A 19280-nucleotide genomic window follows, 5' to 3' on the forward strand; every position below is an offset into this window, starting at 1 on the left:
CCGGGCAGCATCTGCCCGATCCGCGCGCCCAATGCAACCCGTCAGGGCAGAGAGGCGACGCGCTCGGTAAACAGCTGCACAACCCCTGCCCCATCCACATCGCGGCAAACTCGGATTGGCGGGCGAGAGGGGTCGGGGCGCGTGGCACCGATTTCAGAGCCAGCTGTGGTAACTTTTACCCCGGTCTCAACCATGTCGAACATCCCGTCATGGGTACAAGCAATCACAGCTGTGGAATCGTGGAGCCCACACCCCTCAAGACCTCCAATTTCCTTATAGAAATTGAGATAGAACCGAGAGATATCCCGCAAGAACCCGCCAATATCCGTAGATCGTCTCGCCAGCGCTTCGAAATCGGCGGTTTCGTAAAGGGTTTTCAGCGTGACATCCAATCCGACCAGAACAGTATCCGGAGGCGAAGAGAACACCTCATCCGCTGCTGCAGCGTCGTGGTAAATGTTAGCCTCGGCGTGTTCGGTAATGTTACCTGGGCAAAACACGGCCCCACCCATAATGACCAACCGCTTGATGTTGCGTGAAAACTCGGGGTCCAAGCGCTTTGCCGCAGCGATGTTGGTCAGCGGTCCAACGGCACAAACCACCAATTCACCACGATGCGCTTTCGCCATTTCCACAAGGAATGCCGCGGCGTCCAGCGAATGGTTGGTCCCTACCTCTGGAATATCCGTCAAGTCACCAAAGCCTTCGGGACCGTGAACACGCTCGGATGGCGCGTGATCGGTCCTACCCAGCGCGAAAGGCGCACCTTCGGCGACCGGTGCTTCCACAGCCAGTCGATGCAAAAGGTAACGCGCATTTCGGCTGGATTGGTGAACATGCGTGTTGCCGAAAACGGTGGTCAGCCCCAATAGATCAATTTCCGAGGCCGCCGCCGCATAAGATATGGCCATGGCGTCGTCGATGCCGGGATCAGTGTCGATAATCAGTTTCATGCATGCCCGATAGCGCAATCACAAAGGGATGCAAAGCGGACACATTCGGAAATTTCCCCCTTACATCCGAACGTTCATAGATTTGAATCTAATTCTATACCCGCCATACCTGACTTGAAATTGGGCAAGTCAATCCCCAAATGTATACCATAGTACACAATAATGAGAGGACAGATATGACCGAAGACCAGATTATAGGATTGCTTTCGTCGAACATCATTTTCGTTCTTGGCGCCGTTCTGATTGTCGTTGTTATCTTCAAGGGCATTAAGATCGTGCCTCAGTCGGAAAAATACGTGATTGAACGCTTTGGCCGCCTGCACTCGGTCCTTGGGCCAGGTATCAACTTTATTGTTCCGTTTCTTGATGTTGCACGCCACAAGATATCTATTCTGGAACGCCAGTTGCCCAATGCGACGCAAGACGCGATTACTAAGGACAACGTGTTGGTGCAAATCGACACCTCGGTGTTTTACCGCATTCTTGAGCCTGAAAAGACCGTCTACCGCATCCGCGACGTAGATGGTGCGATTGCCACCACTGTGGCTGGGATCGTCCGGGCCGAGATCGGCAAAATGGACCTGGATGAGGTTCAGTCGAACCGTGCACAGTTGATCAACCGCATTCAGGAAAGTGTGGAAACTGCCGTGGATGACTGGGGCATCGAAGTGACCCGTGCCGAGATTCTGGATGTGAATCTGGATCAGGCGACACGCGATGCGATGTTGCAGCAGTTGAACGCCGAACGCGCCCGTCGGGCACAGGTCACCGAGGCCGAGGGTCAAAAACGCGCGGTCGAACTGAACGCCGACGCCGAGCTGTACGCGGCCGAGCAAACCGCCAAAGCTCGTCGTATTGAGGCTGAAGCCGAAGCTTATGCAACCGGTGTTGTGGCCAAGGCCATTCAGGACAATGGTATCGAGGCTGCGCAATACCAGGTGGCGTTGAAACAGGTCGAAGCGCTGAACGCGCTGGGCGCTGGCAATGGTTCGCAGACAATCGTTGTGCCCGCAAATGCATTGGAAGCGTTTGGCGATGCCTTTAAGATGCTGAAGGGAGGTAAGTAATGGCAGACCCGTTCTGGCTGACATGGTGGATTTGGTTGGCGGGGGCATTGGCCCTCGGCATCCTCGAGATTGTGCTGCCGGGATTCATCTTTCTGGGATTCGCAATCGGCGCGGCGATCACTGGGTTGTTGCTGATCATCCCAGGTGTGGCACCATCCCTGCCGGTTCTGCTGCTAATCTTTGCGGCATTGTCGCTAATAGCATGGCTGGTTCTGCGACGGATGTTCGCCCTGCCCCACGGTCAAGTGAAGACCTTTCGGCACGACATCAACGAATGAACCCACTGGTGCCCGCTTTGGGCACCACGCCACCTCTGGACGCTGCCCATAGCTTTCCCTATATAAAAGCTCAGGAAACATACCCGAGGCACGAATGACTCACCCCAGCGAACAGTTTGAAGGCACGCCATTGATTGCGCCTTCGACAATTGAGCACCCCCTGTATGACGCAGTGGTCGAGGCCTGCCGGTCAGTCTATGACCCTGAAATTCCAGTTAACATCTATGATCTGGGTTTGATCTATACCATCGACATTTCCGGCGAGAACGCGGTGAAAGTGATCATGACCCTGACTGCACCGGGTTGCCCGGTAGCAGGCGAAATGCCCGGCTGGATCGTCGAAGCTGTCGAGCCGGTTGCGGGTGTCAAGGAAGTCGATGTCGAACTAACTTGGGAACCCCCCTGGGGAATGGAGATGATGTCAGACGAAGCCCGTTTAGAGCTGGGCTTCATGTAAGCTCGACCTGATATCTTGCCGAAAAACCGCCCCTCTGACCGGGCGGTTTTTTATTTGACGCCGCAGGTCGTTCTGATCTCGGCGGCCCTTTCGTCCAGCGCTTTGACGTAATCGCCTGAAAGCATTGATAACCGCTTCTTCTCCGTCCCGGTCACCAGCCCCAACAACGCACCTGCGGGCAATATCGACACGACACTTTCAACTTGCTGGTCCTGTGCATGTTTCTTTTCTGCTGCGATGGCGCGTAAGTCGCCTTCGGCCGTCGCACAGTTTACCGGGTGCCGCTTGCCGTCCACAGCTGCGGATGCAACGCCTGCGACCACTATTGCAATCGAGATAACCAGGCCCGCCTTCAACACCTTGGAGAATTTATGCATGTCCATGCACCTTTCATTGTCCGCTGCCATACCCTGTTCGCAGGCTAGGCCGACCCATTGTCTGAACGCAAGCATGGGTTCCGTCTGACGGCAACCTTAGTAGAAAAGTTAGGTAAGCACGGCTGCTATGTCTTGAGACTGTTTCGTCTAAGCACTAAATTGTAGATAACGCGCGACAACGGAGACCACTATGTTCGGCATTCCCGGCAAACAAGCGGTGACGATCACACCGAAAGCTGCGACCCAGATTGTGAGCCTGATGAAATCAGGTGGACATGCCGGGCTGCGCATCGGTGTCAAGAAAGGTGGCTGCGCAGGCATGGAATACACCATGGACTACGTGGACGAAGCCGATGCCAATGACGAGGTCGTAGAACAGGATGGCGCACGGGTGATGATCGCCCCTATGGCACAGATGTTTCTGTTCGGAACCGAGATCGACTATGAGGTTTCGCTGCTGGAATCCGGCTTCAAGTTCCGCAACCCTAACGTTGTCGATGCCTGCGGTTGTGGCGAGTCGATCAAGTTTGACGAAACGCTCTCGGCCCAGCGTTAAGACGCTTCTTTCAGGTGAACATAGGTTTCGTTGAACCGCGTCGTCAGGTGTTCTCCGGCACGAATAACCTTGTCTGAATTCGGCGGAGCAACATTTGTGTCGTAGGACGGATTGAAGAACAGCGGCACCGAGATCCGCTCGTCAGACCCTCCTACCACCCGGTGCAACGTGGCTTTGACCCGACCGTCGGTCCAGAATTCCAGCATTTCACCAAAGTTGATAATGAAGGTTCCGGGTCGGGATTCGGCCGGTTCCCATTTTCCATCAGGCATTTGAACCTCTAGCCCAGCGGTACCATCTGTCGCCAACAGTGTCAGACACCCATAGTCGGTGTGTGCGCCGATTCCAAAATCCTGATGCCCTGCCCAGACGGGGCGCTGAGGGTAGTAATTGCCGCGCAGCAAGGCCATGGGCGTTTCAAATGCGCTGTCGAAACTGGCTGCATCTCGCCCCAGGGCCACAGCGATTGCCCTTAGAATGCGCATCGCGACTGCGCTGGCGTCGGTGTAGTAGGTTTGGATGGTACCCTGGAAGCCGGCCGGCGCCTCGGGCCATTGGTTCGGCGCATAAACGCTCAGGTCCTTGGATGCATAGGGGTTTCCTGCTGGTAGTTCGTATCCGCAGTCGAAAACCTCTTTAAAGTCGGGGTTGGCACTCGGGTCGACCTGCTCGGATTGCGAAGCGCCCCACCCTCGGTTCGCCCCCGTCTTAGCCATATCAACGCGCGCTTTCTGGGCCTCGGGTAAGTGAAAGAACTGTCGATAGGCTTCAATGACCGCCGTGCACCGCGATGCATCCAAGCCCGTATTGGACACAGTCAGGAAACCCACCTCACCGATTGCGTGCAGCAGGCGGGCCAACTCATCGGGCTCGCGTCGGTCCAGTTTTTCTAGGTCCAGGTTGTTGATCATGGGGGCCTCGGAAATTGCGCGGGAGTTGTGCCGTTTTGGCAGCTAATCCGCAACCAGAATTGTCAGTGTGTCCGCACGGTGCTATCCGATGTGCAAACAATAGCTTAAATGGGGGATCCTATGATGCGGCGCAAGCTTGCGGCAGGGAATTGGAAGATGAACGGAACGGCTGCGGATTTAGCCGAGTTGGAGGCGCTGTCAAGGACCTACCCTTCCCCATCAGTTGATGTGCTGATTTGTCCACCTGCAACGCTGATACACCGTGCTGCGCAAACGGTCGGTGATGTCGGGATCATGGTCGGCGGTCAGGACTGTCATACCGCGTCATCCGGTGCCCATACTGGCGACATAAGTGCCCAGATGCTGGTGGATGCCGGGGCATCAATGGTGATCCTTGGCCACTCTGAACGGCGCGAAGATCACGCCGAACAGAACGAAGATGTTCGCGCCAAAGCGCGAGCGGTGATGGATGCTGGCCTAAAGGCCATCATTTGCGTCGGTGAAAGCCTTGAACAGCGCGAAGCGGCCAACACACTGGACATCATTGGCGGCCAGATGTCGGGCTCGATCCCCGATCAGTCAACCGGCGAGAACCTGATCGTGGCCTATGAACCCATTTGGGCCATCGGCACCGGAAAAGTTCCCACATTGGACGAAATCGGAGAAGTCCACGACTTTATCCGCGCGCGTCTGGAACGGCGGTTTGGCGAAGGCGTGGGGCGGTCCGTCCGGTTGCTTTACGGCGGGTCGGTCAAGCCCGGCAATGCGGCGGATATCTTTGCCGTATCCAACGTGGATGGTGCCTTGGTTGGTGGCGCCAGCCTGAAGGCTGACGACTTTTCGGGCATTATCGACGCATTGCAGAACGCCTGAGACTACGCCAGTTTCATGGTAACCAGACCGGCCACAATCAGGGCGGCTGCGATAAGGCGCGGGGCTGTCACGGCCTCGCCCAGAAAAACAACGCCAACGGCAAAAGCACCGATGGCCCCTATTCCGGTCCATATCGTGTAGGCTGTGCCAAGCGGCAGATCACGCATTGCCAAAGCCAAAAGTCCGAACGATGCGACCATGGAAACGCCCATAATGGCGGTTGGCCAAAGACGGGTGAAACCGGCAGATTGCTTCATGGCAACAGCCCAGCCAATCTCGAGAACACCGGCGAACAGAAGAAAAATCCAAGGCATTGGGACACCTCTCATATCTTCGAGCCGTCCCGAACGATACACAGGTTTAGATGAGGTCGTCCTCGGCCCTTAATCTGGGCACTAAAAATCCCTAATTCAAGAGCATTTCTGTCACAAAACTGCAGCCTGACCGTCACATCCCGCCTCTAAAGATGCAGAAATCGCATTTTTTTTCACCGCAAACTTGAAGTCGCGCGGTGGCCGCAACCAAACGGATGGAAACCTGATGACGGAAACCTCTGGTAAAGCCTGTGTCTTGTGCATGAAATGGGGCACGCCGTTCAGTGCGCACGACGTCAACATGCTGTTCGCGGCTGTCCGGGATCATTTACTCTTAGGCCATGACTTCATTTGCATTACAGATGACACCAGCGGGCTTGATCCCGCCATCAAGACGCACGCCCTGTCCTTTCCCCAATTGGATCAGTCGGAATGGGTTCACGGCAAATGGCCCAAATTGCTTATGTTCGACAGACGGATTGTGCAAGGCTATGAAACAGCGCTGTTCCTTGACCTCGATCTCTTGGTAACCGGTGAACTCACACCCTTGTTGCACCGCGTACGTGAACGCGGCGGGCTTTACCTTATGCCTAAGTTTCGCGCCTTTGTGTGGCGTGCGATACCCGCAGCGTTCTGGGATCGCGTTCCGGGGCTTATGGACCTGGTCACGCGCGGGAATTCCTCTGTGGTCGGATTTATACCCAAGCAGCAGTTCCACTTGTATGATGACTTTGACGCGGCCCGCGACCTGAAGGCTTACAAGAATGATCAGGACTATATCTCAGGCCGGGCGTGGCGGCGGCGGTGCTACCCGAAGGATTGGTGTATCGGGATAATACACCTAGTCCCCTATTGGCCGTTCAATCTGATTTTTCGAAAGTACCGCAACCTGCCAAAACGCCCTAAAATCGTGATCTTCAACGGAAACCCGAAAGCGCATGAGCTGGTGGGGCAGAATGTCGGCGAATGGGGGACCAAGCGCCGCCGTGGCTTTGGCAGCATTGGCTGGGTTGAGACGTATTTACAGAAATACAGCGCGTAAGAAGAAAGGCCGGACCCAATAGGATCCGGCCTTTTTCTTTAGTTTGTTATGATCTCTGGCCCCATGAAAGTGTTGGGCAGAAACGTCGATATCCACGGGATGTACGTCACCATGATCAAGAAGACGAACAGCACGGCCAGGAACGGCAGCGCCGCTTTGACGACGCTCATCATCGGCATCCCGGCCACCCCCGAAGTCACGAACAAGTTCAACCCGACCGGAGGTGTGATCATCCCGATCTCCATGTTGACCACCATGATGATGCCCAGATGGATCGGGTCGATGCCCAGCTCGATGGCAATCGGGAACACCAGCGGCGCGACGATGACCAACAGGCCCGAAGGCTCCATGAACTGACCACCGATCAGAAGGATCACGTTCACCACGATCAGGAAAGTCACCGGACCCAGACCTGCCGACAACATGGCGCTGGCGATGTGCTGTGGCACCTGTTCGTCCGTCAGTACGTGTTTCAGGATCAGCGCGTTGGCGATCACGAACAGCAGCGTGACAGTCAGCTTGCCGGCCTCGAACAGCGTATGCTTGGTGTCCGGGTGAAAGAACGCGGTTACCAGCGCATAAGGCTTTTTGATCAACGGCAGATTCTGCTGACCCTCTTCGGTGCTGAGCGGCCCCATATCTTTGTAGACAAAGCTGGCAATCAGGAACGAGTACACCGCAGCGACGGCTGCCGCCTCGGTCGGGGTGAAGATACCGCCATAGATACCACCCAGAATGATGACAATCAGGAACAGGCCCCATCCGGCCTCGCGCGCCGAGGCAAAGATCTCGCCCCACCCTTTCCAATCGCCTTTGGGCAGGTTCTTGACCTTGGCCATAACATAGATGGTGATCATCAGCATCAGACCAGCCATCAAGCCCGGAATGACACCGGCTAAGAACATGCGTCCGACGGACACCTCAACGGCGGCGGCATAGACGACCATCACGATCGACGGCGGGATCAGGATGCCCAGCGTACCGGCGTTACAGATCACACCGGCAGCAAATTCCTTGGAATAGCCGACCTGACGCATGCCCGCGATCACGATGGAGCCGATGGCAACCACGGTCGCAGGGGACGAGCCTGACAGCGCCGCAAACAACATACAGGCAAACACGCCCGCAATCGCCAAACCACCCGGAAGATGCCCCACACAGGCAATCGAGAACCGGATGATCCTCCGCGCTACACCACCCGTCGTCATGAAGGACGAGGCCAGAATGAAGAACGGGATCGCCAACAGGGTGAAATGCCCCTCGAACGCCTCGAACAGCGTGCCTGCGACCGAGGCCAGCGAACTGTCAGAATAGATCAGCAGGAACAGGGTCGAGCTGAGGCCAAGCGCCACCGCAATCGGAACACCGATCAGCAGCAGGCCAATGACCATTGAGAAAAGAAGAACGACGTCCATTAGTCATGCACCCCTTGTTGTGCGCGGACTTCTTCGATCTCGTCCTCGACTTCGTGGCTGGCGACAAGACGGTCAGCCTCTCCGCGCCAGATTTGAATGGCGGCTTGCGTAAACCGGATCACCAGCAACAGCATGGATACGGGCAGCACCAGATACGGAATGACCTTCGGGATTTTCTCGTACCCTTCGCCATAGTTGATCAGGTCTTCCAGAAAGCGCAGCGGTGCGACCATCGGAATATCGTCAACCTCATAAAAACTCTGACTGCGCGCCCCGGTATCAAACCCGGTCGGGAACCAGCGCCCCGACGTGGGTGGCAGATCCGCAAACACCGCCCAATAGTCATACGACCCCTTCAGCAACAGCAACGAAAAGACCAGACAACAAGCCACCGCAATCAGAGCCAGCACACGGCGCGGCGCAGGTGACAGCATGTTCAGGATCGCGTCGACACCCAGATGAGCATGTTTCTTGACCGCATAAGACGCGCCAAGCAGCACCAGCCACCCGAACATGAACACGGTCATTTCAAGTGCCCACAGGATATTGGAATTAAAGGCAAACCGCGCGATCACGTTGGCAAACGTCACAGCCGTCATCAGGCCAAGCAACACCGCGATCAGGGTTTCCTCGATATGGTCGATCAGCCCGCCTTGGCCGGGATTCGCACCAGACATCTCTCTGTCCCCACATTTTTAGGATGATTGATTGGGGCGGGCCTGATACGGCCCGCCCGGCCTGCGCGTCGATAACTCCCCAGTCCCCCGACGCGCGGCGATCCGGATCAGAACCCGGCGTTGATCGCCTGAGCGGCGTCGATTTTGTCTTGGCCTACGTCACCGGCGAATTTGTCCCAAACAGGCTTCATGGCATCGACCCAAGCCTGACGCTGTTCAGCGTTCAATTCACGGATGGTACCACCAGCGTCGATAACCGACTGCTTGGCCGCCTCATTCACCGCAAAGGCTTCTTTGTTACGCGTTTCGGTGACTTCACCCAGGATCGTCAGGAACTGATCGCGCACTTCGGGGTCCAGACTGTCCAGCCAGTCAACCGAGGTCACGACCAGATAGTCGATGATGCCGTGGTTGGTTTCGGTGATACCGTCCTGCACCTCGAAGAACTTTTTGCCGTAGATGTTCGACCAGGTGTTTTCCTGACCGTCCACAACACCCTGCTGCAGTGCGCCATAGACTTCCGAGAACGCCATCTTCTGCGGGCTACCACCGATCGCTTCCATTTGCGCGACCAGCACGTCCGACGACTGCACGCGGAACTTCAGACCATTCGCATCTGCCGGTGTTTCCAGTGGCTTGTTGGCGGACATCTGCTTCATGCCATTGTGCCAGAACGCCAATCCCTGCAGGCCGCGGCGCTGCATGCTGTCCTTCATCGCTTGACCGTCAGCCGAGGCTTGGAACGCATCCACTGCTTCGATGTTCTTGAACATGAACGGCAGGTCGAACAGCCGGAACTGCTTGGTGAATTTTTCAAACTTGGACAGCGACGGCGCAGCCAGCTGAACATCACCCTGCAACATAGCCTCAAGGACCTTGTCGTCATTATAGAGGGTCGAGTTGGGGAACACCTCTACACACATGACGCCATTCATTTCGTCATTTACACGCTGTTCCAGCAGCGATGCCGCAATACCTTTAGGGTGCTTGTCGGTGTTCGTCACGTGGGCGAACTTCACCACGATCTCACCATCGTCACATGCTGCCATACCGGCAGTTGCCGTCACGGTAAGAGCAACTGCTGTCGCGGCTGTTGTCAGGAATTTCATCTGTCTTTTCCTCCCAGACTTCTCAGAAACTTCTCAAGAGCGCCGCCAAGGCGCCTTATGCCGGGCAGTGAACCGAATCGTCTGCCACCGCTCAACTTTTTGTTGGGGATGCGTGAGATTCGTTTTAAGCCTTTGTTTTCATTTCATGTATCAGCGTTTCAACTAAGTCTGCCGTGAACCAACCTGGACTACGTGCGAAATTCCACACAAGGAAATCTGCCTTTGTGCGGATTTTCGCACATATTTCGAATCGTACAGTCGGAATCACCCGACAACACCTGCGCCACCGCAGTCCGCACCAGCGGACTGCCACGCCCAACGCCTTGAATTGCATGAAAATGCCGTGACAGGCGGCGGGAGACCCTACCTTCGGTAATCCTCGGGGCGAATGCCATAGCGCGCTAGTTTGTCGTAGAAGGTCTTGCGCGGCAGTTTTAGCGCTTTGGCCGCGTCCGAGGCCTTGCCATTGTGGCGCCCCAAAGACGCAATCAAAAGCGAACGTTCGACTTGGGCCATCTGCTCACTCAGCCCCAGTTCTGCGGCCGAAGCGACCTCGTCCGGCATCCCAAGAACAAACCGCATGGCCGCTGACATCAGGGATCGCGCATTGCCCGGCCAGTCCTGCGTCATCAATGACGCCAAATGTTCCGACGTGATATCCGGTGCAGCAATCCCGGCCTGCTCGGCCGCTTGTGCAACATAGTGGCGAAAGATCACCGGAATATCCTCGGGGCGTTCAGCAAGCGACGGTATCCGAACCCGCATCACGTCCAAACGATAGAAAAGATCGGCATGAAACTGTCCACCATCAGACAAGCGCGCGAGATCAGCAGTGGTTCCGGCGATGATACGCGCGCCGACCCCTTGCTCGACGATTTCAAGGGCAGCGTACTGGGTTTCAGTCGGCATCGCCGAAATCTCATCCAAAAACAATGAGCCCCCCGCGGCGTCCTCGCAAACATGTCGTAACTCCTGCACCGTCAACCCCGAGGCAGGGCGCTTGACAAACGGGCCTTGCGATTGCGGAGACATCAAATGCACCACTTCAGCCACCTTTGAAATGCCGCTGCCTGCGGGGCCGGTCACCAGAACCTCTACCCCTGTCCGGGCAACCGTACGAACCCGTTCCCTAAGCCGCTCGGCTTGCGCAGAGAGGCCAAACAGAAGCCGCGCGGCTGGATCTCCTTTTTCCAACTCATGTTTCAAGGCACGCTGTTCCAGAACGAGTCGCCGTGCCGCCTGTGCGCGTTCTAGAACATCGAGTAAGTCCGAGGCAGCGCATGGTTTTTCGAGAAAATCAAATGCACCTGTCCCCATCGCACGAACGGCCATGGGGACATCACCTTCGCCAGTCAACAAGATCACCGGCAGATCGGCATCAACCTCACGCGCGTAGTTCAACAGGTGAAACCCGTCACGCCCGGGCATCCTGATGTCCGACACGATAACGCCCGCAAAGTCAGCCCGAATGTGATCTTTGGCGGCTACGAAAGACCCAGCAGTCACGGGCGCGTAATCCGCCAGCTCCAGCGTTTGGGCCAAAGCCTCGCGCACCGCCGCATCGTCATCGACCAAAAGGACCTTTCGTGTCATGCGACCTCATCTTCCCGATAATACTCAAGCTCGACCGTGAACATCGCCCCTGTCTGCGCGTTTGTTCCACGGATGTTACCACCAAAACTCTGGACCAACCCGTAAGAGATCGAAAGGCCCAAGCCCATTCCCTCGGACGATCCCACGGCTTTGGTGGTATAAAACGGCTCGAACAGTTTTTCAGTGTTTTCGATACCTGGGCCGATATCGCGCACCGTGACCGCCAGCTTATCACCGGTTTCGATCGCAATATGGATCAACTTTTCATCCTGCTGGCTCATGGCATCGGCGGCGTTGTTGATCAGGTTCACAAACACCTGAACCAGCCGCACTTCGCCGCCCCAAGCAAAAACAGGACCAGAAGGCGGCTGCCATTCCAGTTCGATCCCTTCGGACCGCAGGCGCGCATCGGTCAGTTCGACAGCCGTTTCGATCACCTGAACCAAGTCGACCTTACCCATAGGTTCACTTTCGTTTCGGGCAAAGGCCCGAAGATTTTTGATGATACGCGCCATCCGCGCCGCCATGTCCGAAATGCGGGTTAGATTTTCAGCCGCACGTCCCTCGCGCCCACGCGACAGAAATGCAGTGCCATTATCGGCAAATTGCTGGATCGCCATAAGCGGCTGATTCAATTCGTGGCTGATCCCGGCGGACATCTGCCCCAATGCGTTTAGCTTTCCGGCCTGTATCAGCTCGGCCTGGGCTTTCTTTAACGCGGTTTCAGCCTCTTGCCGTTCATGAACTTCGCGCTTGAGAGCGGTGTTGGCGGCCGTCAGAGCACGAGTTCGCTGCGCAACACGACTTTCAAGAACGACATTGGCCTGCGCCAGCGTTCTGCGCCGCTCTGTCGCAAGGAACAACAAGGCGCCAAAAGCAAAGCAGATCGCGGCTACCGCGGCAGCCTGCAGCCCTGCCAAACGCCGCGCCGGAGCCACATCGACCAAAACCTCTGCCGTCATGTCGATCACAGGCAAATCAAGCGTCAGGTGCAGCGCACGTTCAGGCAGATACCTGCCCCACCCCAATCGCCAAAGTTCGTGCCCACCGATCATGGCCGAGGCGAAATCGGTCGCATCCCCTTCTGGCGGAGACAGGCCCTGCTGACCCTCGGACCGATACCAGAACAGAAGGTCGGACCGGTTCGAGATAAAGACCACCCCGTCGGAATCCACAAAGAAAACGGCCTCGGTACTGCCGCGCCATGTTTGTTCGACATCCTGAACATCGGCGACGACCATCAAGGCCCCTTGCACCCGACCCAATGCATCAAATGTCGGTGCTGCGTAAGAATAAATGCGCGCACCGCTTTCGGGAAGGACCCCGTGCGCACTCCCCAAAGCGCCCTGCAATGCGCGTTCGAACGCGGGATGACCCGCCAGACTGTCCTGCGCGATCGGCTGTGCAGCGGTCAGAACCCGACCATTGCGGTCCAGATACAACATGTTGACGGCAGCTGTCTTATCGGCCACGTCCAGCAACATGGCTTGTGACGCCTGACGTTGTGAGGGTGTGTCCAGCGTAGCCAGCGCAGGATGGCCCGCCATCAGAACGGCCAATTCCTGATAGACCTGCATCTGAGTGCTTAACCGGTCCGCGGCCAGTTCCAAATCGGCCTCGGCCTTCTCGCTAAGCTGCGACAACGCCTGCCTGAACCCGTAGGACCAGACGCCCGCCGACAGCAGCGCGACCGAGAACAGAAAACCTATGACGACGAATGCTCTGTGCATATCCTAGGGTCTTGCATTCAGCGCGGCCTATGGCAAGTCTGCGCGGCATGAAGAAAATCTCGCAGTCGCCGATTGATCCCGTATTCGTTCAGGACCCCTATCCTTTTTATGACCGTGCGCGCAGGTTCGGAGACCTGTTTTTCTGGGAAGACTACAACAAGGTTGCCGCAGTATCGCACAGAGCCGTTCAGACATTACTGAAAGATCGGCGATTTGGGCGCGAGAAGCCAACCGAATTGCAAATCCCCGGCCCAGATCATCTGGCAGCTTGGCAGGCGATCGAGGATCATTCTCTTCTCGAACTGGAACCTCCGCGCCACACGCGATTGCGTAGTCTGGTCATAAGGGCCTTTACGTCCCGCTCTATTGCCGCGATGACCCCAGACATCGAACAACTGTGCCGCGACCTTATCCACGAATTTCCCGACGAACCGTTCGATCTGCTGCAGACATATTGCACGCAGGTGCCGGTGATCACCATTTGCCGGTTGCTGGGCGTACCCGAGCATATGGCCCCTGACCTTCTGCAATGGTCCCACGATATGGTCGCGATGTACCAGGCAAACCGAACCCGCCAGACCGAAGACCGGGCAGCGCAGGCATCAGCGCAGTTCACTGAGTTTCTTAGAAATTATATCGACCTGCGCCGCGTCGAGCCGGGTCCAGATCTGATCACAAAGCTGATCGCAGCCGAGGAAGACGGCGAAAAGCTATCGCGGGACGAATTGATTGCGACTTGTGTGCTTTTGTTGAATGCCGGACATGAGGCGACGGTCCATGCGTTGGGAAATGGCGTGAAGACACTGCTTCAGACCGGAGCAAAGCCAGACGTATTGGATGAGAACCGGATTGACGGCACCGTTGAAGAGATCCTCAGATATGACCCGCCCTTACACATGTTCACACGCTACGCCTATGAACAGGTTGATCTTTTCGGCCACAGCTTCAAACGCGGCGATGAGGTCGCCTTGTTGCTTGGCGCTGCAAACCGCGACCCTTCCGTTTGGGCCGATCCAAATCAGTTCTTACCCAGCCGAGACGTCGTAACAAATACCAGCTTTGGCGCAGGGCTGCATTTCTGTGTGGGCGCGCCACTGGCGCGTCTCGAGATGCGCATCGCCCTCAAAGCCCTGTTCGATCATTGCCCATCCCTGCGCCTAGAGGGCGATCCGGACTATTCCAACACGTACCACTTTCACGGGCTAACCCGACTGATGGTCACGACCTGACGGATTATTCTGCGACCAGAGCGTTCAGCGGCAGCATTGTGGTCGATTTGATCTCTTCCATGGACAGCAATGCGGTCACATTGTGAACCCGCACTTCCGAGATCAGCGTTTGGTAGAATTCGTCGTAAGCCCGCGCATTTTTGACCCGAACCTTGAGGATGTAGTCAATGTCACCCGCCAAACGATGCGCCTCTTGCACCTCGGGACGGTCGCGAAGGGCCTTAAGGAATTTGCGCTGCCAGTCTGCTTCGTGTTCGGACGTGCGTATAAGAACGAAGAACGTCGCTTCAAAACCCAGTGCCTCGGCATCCAGCAAGACGGTCTGTTGACCGATCACACCGGCCCCCTTCAGCTTGCGGATTCGGTTCCAAACCGGGGTCTTCGAACTGCCAACACGCGCGGCAATTTCGTCCAGTGATTGGCTGGCATCGCGCTGCAGCTCAACCAGAATTTTCCGATCTGTGTCGTCAATTCGCACCGACATCCCAATTTTTCCTTTGTTTCGAAACTCACGTTCTCCAACGCGCCACCGAAAGAACATTTGTTCTTATTTATGCACCCATATGGCGCAATGCCGGGAATATTTCCTATATTGCAGGTCAAGTCAAACGAACCGGAACCAAACATGCAGAACGCGCACTCGCATAACGGAGCAGGACATGTCGACTTTGTCGGCGCGGGTCCGGGCGATCCTGAATTGCTGACGCTCAAGGCGTTGCGTGCATTTGAATGCGCGGATGTGGTTTTGCATGATCGCTTGATAAGCGCCGAAGTTCTGGAATTGGCCGGCAAGACTGCCGTTCTGGTTGATGTTGGCAAAGCCGGGTTCGGCCCCTCGTGGAAGCAGCAGGATATCGACGCACTATTGGTGGAACATGCACTGAACGGACAGCGCGTCGTCCGGTTGAAATCCGGTGACCCCACCGTGTTTGGGCGTCTGGACGAAGAGATCGAGGCCGTTGAAGCCTCGGGCATCACATGGACCATCATCCCCGGTATCACTGCGGCGTCCGCAGCTGTTGCTGGGATCGGACAAAGCCTGACCCGGCGCGGCCGCAATTCTTCGGTCCGGTTCTTGACGGGCCACGACATGAAGGGTTTTGCCGATCACGACTGGGCAGCACTGGCGCGTCCGGGCTCTGTTGCAGCAATCTATATGGGTAAAAAATCGGCTCGGTTCATTCAAGGCCGCCTGATCATGCACGGCGCCGACCGCGCCACGCCCGTTACACTGGTGGAAAACGCGTCGCGCCACAACCAGCGCATCGTGACGACAACTCTGGACCAGTTGCCCACCGACCTGAACGCCGCCGAGATGCACGGCCCCACCCTGACCTTTTACGGCCTTGAACCGCGTCAAGCGGCACAGGCTCTGACCGAATTAAATAAGGAGCACGCCTGATGGCCCGCGCTTTTACCCCCAAAATCGTCACCGCAAATGACTTGCTGGAAGGCGACGTGATCTACCTGACTGAAGATGACCGCTGGTCGCGTGATCTGGCCGAAGCCGAGCTGATCACCGACGAAGCCCACGCACAGGTCCGCCTGCTGGATGCCGCGCGTCAGGCAAACAAGATTGTCGGAGCCTATCTGGCCGATGCCGTGGCTGGTGAAAACGGCCCCGAACCCACCCATTTCCGCGAGGACTTCCGCCGTACTGGTCCGTCCAACTATGCCCACGGCAAGCAGGAAACAGCAACGCAGCCTCGGGCCTGAGCTCAGGCCCTCTCTCCCCTTTCAAGGCCCCAGGTTCGGGGCTGCAACTAAGGACAGCTAATCATGTATCGCTACTCCGAGTTCGACACAGCATTTTTGGCAGAACGTAACAAGCAGTTCCGCGCACAGGTTGAGCGTCGCATCGACGGCTCGCTGACCGAGGATGAGTTCAAACCCCTGCGCCTGATGAACGGCCTGTATCTGCAGTTGCACGCGTACATGCTGCGCGTCGCCATTCCCTACGGCACGCTGTCCAGCGCACAGATGCGCCAACTGGCCCTGCTGGCCGAGAAGTGGGACAAGGGCTATGGCCACTTCACGACCCGTCAGAACATTCAGTATAACTGGCCGAAACTGAACGACGTGCCCGATATGCTGGACGCGCTGGCCGAGGTTGGCATGCACGCCATCCAGACCTCGGGCAACACCATCCGCAACGTGACCGCCGATCATTTCGCAGGTGCCGCCGCGGATGAGATCGCCGATCCCCGCCCCTATGCCGAACTGCTGCGCCAGTGGTCCACTGACCACCCGGAATTCCAGTTCATGCCGCGTAAGTTCAAGATCGCCATCACCGGCAGCGAAAACGACCGCGCCGTGATCAAGGCACACGATATCGGCCTGCAACTGGTCGAGCGTGACGGCGTTCTGGGTGCCCGCGTGATCGTAGGTGGTGGTCTGGGCCGCACTCCGATGATCGGCAAGGAATTGTCGGATTTCGTCGCCTTTGACGATCTGCTGGCATACCTGGAGGCCACCGTTTCGGTCTGGAACCAGATCGGCCGCCGCGACAACAAATACAAAGCGCGTATCAAGATCACCGTTCATGAAAACGGCATCGACACCATCCGCGCCAAGGTCAACGAGCGCTTCCTGCAGGTTCGCCCGCAGTTCAAAGGCGCGGACATGGCCCTGCTGGAAGAGATCAAGGGCCACTTTGCGGCACCTGCCTTCCGCGAAGGCTCGGTTGCTTCGTTCGAGAGCGCCTATACCAACGATCCGGTCTTCCGCTCGTGGGTCGACACCAACACCGCACCGCACAAGAACGCGGACCACGCGATTGTCACGATCTCGATCAAAAAGCACGGCGCGACGCCGGGTGATGCGACCGCTGAGCAGATGCGCGTGATGGCCGATCTGGCGGAAGAGTTCGCTTATGACGAGCTGCGCATCAGCCATGAGCAGAACGTGATCTTGCCGCATGTCCACAAATCGGACCTGCCCGCGATCCACGCCAAGCTGAAGGAATACGAGCTGGCGACCGCAAATATCGGCCTGATCAGCGACATCATCGCCTGCCCCGGCATGGATTACTGCGCGCTGGCCACGGCACGTTCGATCCCCGTTGCGCAGGAAATCGCGACCCGGTTCGACGATCTGAAGCTTGAGCATGATATCGGCCACCTGAAGATCAAGATCTCGGGCTGCATCAACGCTTGTGGGCATCACCACGTGGGCCACATCGGCATCCTGGGCTTGGATCGTGCAGGCGTCGAGAACTACCAGATCACTCTGGGCGGCGACGGCTCTGAGACGGCAGCCATCGGCGACCGCACCGGTCCGGGCTTTGCCTATGATGAGATCGTTCCCGCGGTCGAGCGGATCGTGAACACCTATCTGGAACAGCGTGACAGCCCCGAAGAAGAGTTCCTGCAGACCTATCGCCGTGTCGGCATGGCTCCGTTCAAGGCGGCTCTGTACCCCGAGGCTCAGGCGAATGCCGCTTGATCTGATCCAGACGGAGCTGGGTAAAGACCGCAGCGAACTGACCGAACAGGTCGAGGCGCTGAACGCCCGGTTCCGGCACCACAGCGCGCATGACGTGATGCATGGTGCCATCGAACAGATTGAAGACCTTGCCCTGGTGTCCAGCTTTGGGGCCGAGTCGGTGGTGTTGCTGCACATGGCGGCGGTGGTCGACAAGATGACCCCGGTGCTGTTTGTGGACACGCAGATGCTGTTTACCGAAACGCTGGAATACCAGCAGGAGGTCAGCGAACGTCTGGGGCTTAAAAACGTGCAGATCATCCGCGCCGAGGACGAGGATGTTCAGCGCGAAGACCCCTATGGTGCCTTGCGCCTGCGCGATACGGATGCATGTTGCAACCTGCGCAAGACCTTCCCGCTGCAAAAGGCCCTGACGGGCTATTGCGGCTGGATCACAGGGCGCAAGCGGTTCCAATCAGGCACTCGCGCCGCGCTTGACTTCTTTGAGGTCGAAGACGGCACCGGTCGGATCAAGGTCAACCCGCTGGCCCATTGGGCACCCGAGGACGTGCGCGCCTATATGGAAGAAAACAACCTGCCCCGGCATCCGCTGGTGGCCAAAGGATACCCTTCGATCGGCTGTGCGCCCTGCACCTCACCGGTCAAAGAGGGCGAAGACCCCCGCGCCGGACGCTGGCGCGACCAGAACAAGGAAGAATGCGGCATCCATTTTGTCGATGGCAAGATGGTGCGCGCCGGAGAGACAACATGAACGTAATCGTAACCGATGAGGGCTTTGCCCCCGACGACTGGACCGATGGGTTCGTCACACTGGAAGACGCTGCCAATGACGTGGTTGCGCTGGATGTGGCTTCGGACACCAACCCGGATGAACTGTATGACCGCCTCGGCAGCGCCAGAATGGTGCGCGTGGACTTTCCGTCCTCGGCCGATGGGCGCGGGTTTACCATCGCGCGCGTTCTGCGCCTGAAAGGCTATACTGGGCGTTTGCGCGCGCGCGGCCATGTGTTGGCCGATCAGTTTGCGATGGCCCGCCGCAGCGGCTTTGACGAAGTCGAGATCGACCAGGCCCTTGCGCAACGTCAGCCCGAAGATCAGTGGTTGGCCCGTTCGAACTGGGAAGAAAACAACTATCAATCCCGCCTGCGGGGATAACTGAACTTTACGTCAGTCAGTTCGACGTTAGGGCAACTGCCCCCTTTTCCTGACTTGGATCAAAGATTAAACGGAGATGTCGGTTTACCCAGCCGGCAGT

Annotated in this window: 22 protein-coding genes; 12 read left to right on the forward strand and 10 right to left on the reverse strand. The window is 57.2% G+C overall.

Going from position 1 to position 19280, the window contains the following annotated elements; genetic code table 11:
• Positions 1-41: 41 nt before the first annotated feature.
• A complete protein-coding gene (locus ACR3EG_RS11695; protein WP_480495860.1) occupies positions 42-953 on the reverse strand; it encodes a nucleoside hydrolase in 912 nt (303 codons plus the stop codon).
• Positions 954-1129: 176 nt separating this feature from the next.
• Here ACR3EG_RS11695 and ACR3EG_RS11700 point away from each other — a divergent pair, with 176 nt between their 5' ends.
• The 3 genes from ACR3EG_RS11700 to ACR3EG_RS11710 all read left to right on the forward strand — a co-directional run bounded on the left by ACR3EG_RS11700 (position 1130) and on the right by ACR3EG_RS11710 (position 2755).
• Entirely contained in the window at positions 1130-2020 is an 891-nt protein-coding gene (locus ACR3EG_RS11700; RefSeq protein ID WP_170751003.1) for an SPFH domain-containing protein, read from the forward strand.
• On the forward strand, positions 2020-2298 hold the full coding sequence (locus ACR3EG_RS11705) for an NfeD family protein (protein WP_170354040.1): 279 nt from the start codon (positions 2020-2022) through the stop codon (positions 2296-2298). Before ACR3EG_RS11700 ends, ACR3EG_RS11705 begins: the two co-directional genes overlap by 1 nt.
• 94 nt (positions 2299-2392) lie before the next feature.
• Positions 2393-2755: an SUF system Fe-S cluster assembly protein gene (locus tag ACR3EG_RS11710; protein ID WP_170354039.1), complete on the forward strand. Its 363-nt coding sequence runs from the start codon at positions 2393-2395 to the stop codon at positions 2753-2755.
• A 50-nt stretch (positions 2756-2805) separates the two neighbouring features.
• Here the strand turns inward: ACR3EG_RS11710 and ACR3EG_RS11715 are convergent, their stop codons facing one another.
• Positions 2806-3132: a hypothetical protein gene (locus ACR3EG_RS11715; protein ID WP_480495862.1), complete on the reverse strand. Its 327-nt coding sequence runs from the start codon at positions 3130-3132 to the stop codon at positions 2806-2808.
• Between the two features lie 190 nt (positions 3133-3322).
• Here ACR3EG_RS11715 and ACR3EG_RS11720 point away from each other — a divergent pair, with 190 nt between their 5' ends.
• Positions 3323-3688, forward strand: a complete 366-nt coding sequence (locus ACR3EG_RS11720) for a HesB/IscA family protein (RefSeq protein WP_170354037.1) — start codon at positions 3323-3325, stop codon at positions 3686-3688.
• Here the strand turns inward: ACR3EG_RS11720 and ACR3EG_RS11725 are convergent.
• The gene (locus ACR3EG_RS11725) at positions 3685-4599 is read right to left on the reverse strand and encodes an isopenicillin N synthase family dioxygenase (protein ID WP_480495864.1); all 915 of its coding nucleotides are present in this window, start codon (positions 4597-4599) and stop codon (positions 3685-3687) included. The genes ACR3EG_RS11720 and ACR3EG_RS11725 overlap by 4 nt on opposite strands.
• 123 nt (positions 4600-4722) lie before the next feature.
• Here ACR3EG_RS11725 and tpiA point away from each other — a divergent pair, with 123 nt between their 5' ends.
• Entirely contained in the window at positions 4723-5472 is a 750-nt protein-coding gene (tpiA, locus tag ACR3EG_RS11730; protein ID WP_480495866.1) for a triose-phosphate isomerase, read from the forward strand.
• A gap of 2 nt (positions 5473-5474) precedes the next feature.
• Here tpiA and ACR3EG_RS11735 read toward each other — a convergent pair whose 3' ends face one another.
• Positions 5475-5786 carry a DMT family transporter gene (locus ACR3EG_RS11735; protein WP_209196907.1) on the reverse strand — a complete coding sequence of 104 codons (312 nt, stop codon included), beginning with the start codon at positions 5784-5786 and terminating at the stop codon, positions 5475-5477.
• Positions 5787-6012: 226 nt separating this feature from the next.
• On the opposite strand from ACR3EG_RS11735, the gene ACR3EG_RS11740 reads away from it, so the two are divergent.
• Positions 6013-6828, forward strand: coding sequence for a hypothetical protein (locus tag ACR3EG_RS11740; RefSeq protein WP_480495868.1), 816 nt, complete (start codon positions 6013-6015; stop codon positions 6826-6828).
• Between the two features lie 38 nt (positions 6829-6866).
• Here ACR3EG_RS11740 and ACR3EG_RS11745 read toward each other — a convergent pair whose 3' ends face one another.
• The 5 genes from ACR3EG_RS11745 to ACR3EG_RS11765 all read right to left on the reverse strand — a co-directional run bounded on the left by ACR3EG_RS11745 (position 6867) and on the right by ACR3EG_RS11765 (position 13352).
• Positions 6867-8243, reverse strand: a complete 1377-nt coding sequence (locus ACR3EG_RS11745) for a TRAP transporter large permease (RefSeq protein ID WP_170354025.1) — start codon at positions 8241-8243, stop codon at positions 6867-6869.
• A complete protein-coding gene (locus tag ACR3EG_RS11750; RefSeq protein ID WP_480495870.1) occupies positions 8243-8920 on the reverse strand; it encodes a TRAP transporter small permease in 678 nt (225 codons plus the stop codon). Before ACR3EG_RS11750 ends, ACR3EG_RS11745 begins: the two co-directional genes overlap by 1 nt.
• A gap of 107 nt (positions 8921-9027) precedes the next feature.
• A complete protein-coding gene (locus ACR3EG_RS11755) occupies positions 9028-10029 on the reverse strand; it encodes a DctP family TRAP transporter solute-binding subunit (protein WP_480495872.1) in 1002 nt (333 codons plus the stop codon).
• Between the two features lie 363 nt (positions 10030-10392).
• On the reverse strand, positions 10393-11622 hold the full coding sequence (locus ACR3EG_RS11760; RefSeq protein ID WP_480495874.1) for a sigma-54-dependent transcriptional regulator: 1230 nt from the start codon (positions 11620-11622) through the stop codon (positions 10393-10395).
• Positions 11619-13352, reverse strand: coding sequence for a sensor histidine kinase (locus tag ACR3EG_RS11765; protein ID WP_480495876.1), 1734 nt, complete (start codon positions 13350-13352; stop codon positions 11619-11621). The genes ACR3EG_RS11760 and ACR3EG_RS11765 overlap by 4 nt, the downstream gene beginning before the upstream one ends.
• Positions 13353-13399: 47 nt before the next feature.
• On the opposite strand from ACR3EG_RS11765, the gene ACR3EG_RS11770 reads away from it, so the two are divergent.
• On the forward strand, positions 13400-14581 hold the full coding sequence (locus ACR3EG_RS11770; RefSeq protein ID WP_480495878.1) for a cytochrome P450: 1182 nt from the start codon (positions 13400-13402) through the stop codon (positions 14579-14581).
• A gap of 4 nt (positions 14582-14585) precedes the next feature.
• Here ACR3EG_RS11770 and ACR3EG_RS11775 read toward each other — a convergent pair whose 3' ends face one another.
• Complete coding sequence (locus tag ACR3EG_RS11775) at positions 14586-15065, reverse strand: Lrp/AsnC family transcriptional regulator (protein WP_170354013.1); 480 nt, start codon at positions 15063-15065, stop codon at positions 14586-14588.
• 141 nt (positions 15066-15206) lie between these two features.
• Here ACR3EG_RS11775 and cobA point away from each other — a divergent pair, with 141 nt between their 5' ends.
• The 5 genes from cobA to ACR3EG_RS11800 all read left to right on the forward strand — a co-directional run bounded on the left by cobA (position 15207) and on the right by ACR3EG_RS11800 (position 19180).
• Entirely contained in the window at positions 15207-15983 is a 777-nt protein-coding gene (gene cobA / locus ACR3EG_RS11780) for a uroporphyrinogen-III C-methyltransferase (protein WP_480495880.1), read from the forward strand.
• Positions 15983-16297 (forward strand): DUF2849 domain-containing protein, encoded by a 315-nt coding sequence (locus ACR3EG_RS11785; protein WP_170354009.1) that lies wholly within the window; start codon positions 15983-15985, stop codon positions 16295-16297. Before cobA ends, ACR3EG_RS11785 begins: the two co-directional genes overlap by 1 nt.
• A gap of 63 nt (positions 16298-16360) precedes the next feature.
• The gene (locus tag ACR3EG_RS11790; protein ID WP_480495883.1) at positions 16361-18025 is read left to right on the forward strand and encodes a nitrite/sulfite reductase; all 1665 of its coding nucleotides are present in this window, start codon (positions 16361-16363) and stop codon (positions 18023-18025) included.
• A complete protein-coding gene (locus ACR3EG_RS11795) occupies positions 18015-18776 on the forward strand; it encodes a phosphoadenylyl-sulfate reductase (protein WP_480495885.1) in 762 nt (253 codons plus the stop codon). The genes ACR3EG_RS11790 and ACR3EG_RS11795 overlap by 11 nt, the downstream gene beginning before the upstream one ends.
• The gene (locus tag ACR3EG_RS11800) at positions 18773-19180 is read left to right on the forward strand and encodes a DUF934 domain-containing protein (protein WP_480495887.1); all 408 of its coding nucleotides are present in this window, start codon (positions 18773-18775) and stop codon (positions 19178-19180) included. Before ACR3EG_RS11795 ends, ACR3EG_RS11800 begins: the two co-directional genes overlap by 4 nt.
• Positions 19181-19280: the final 100 nt, after the last annotated feature.

The organism is Ruegeria sp. AM7 (genome assembly GCF_056535965.1).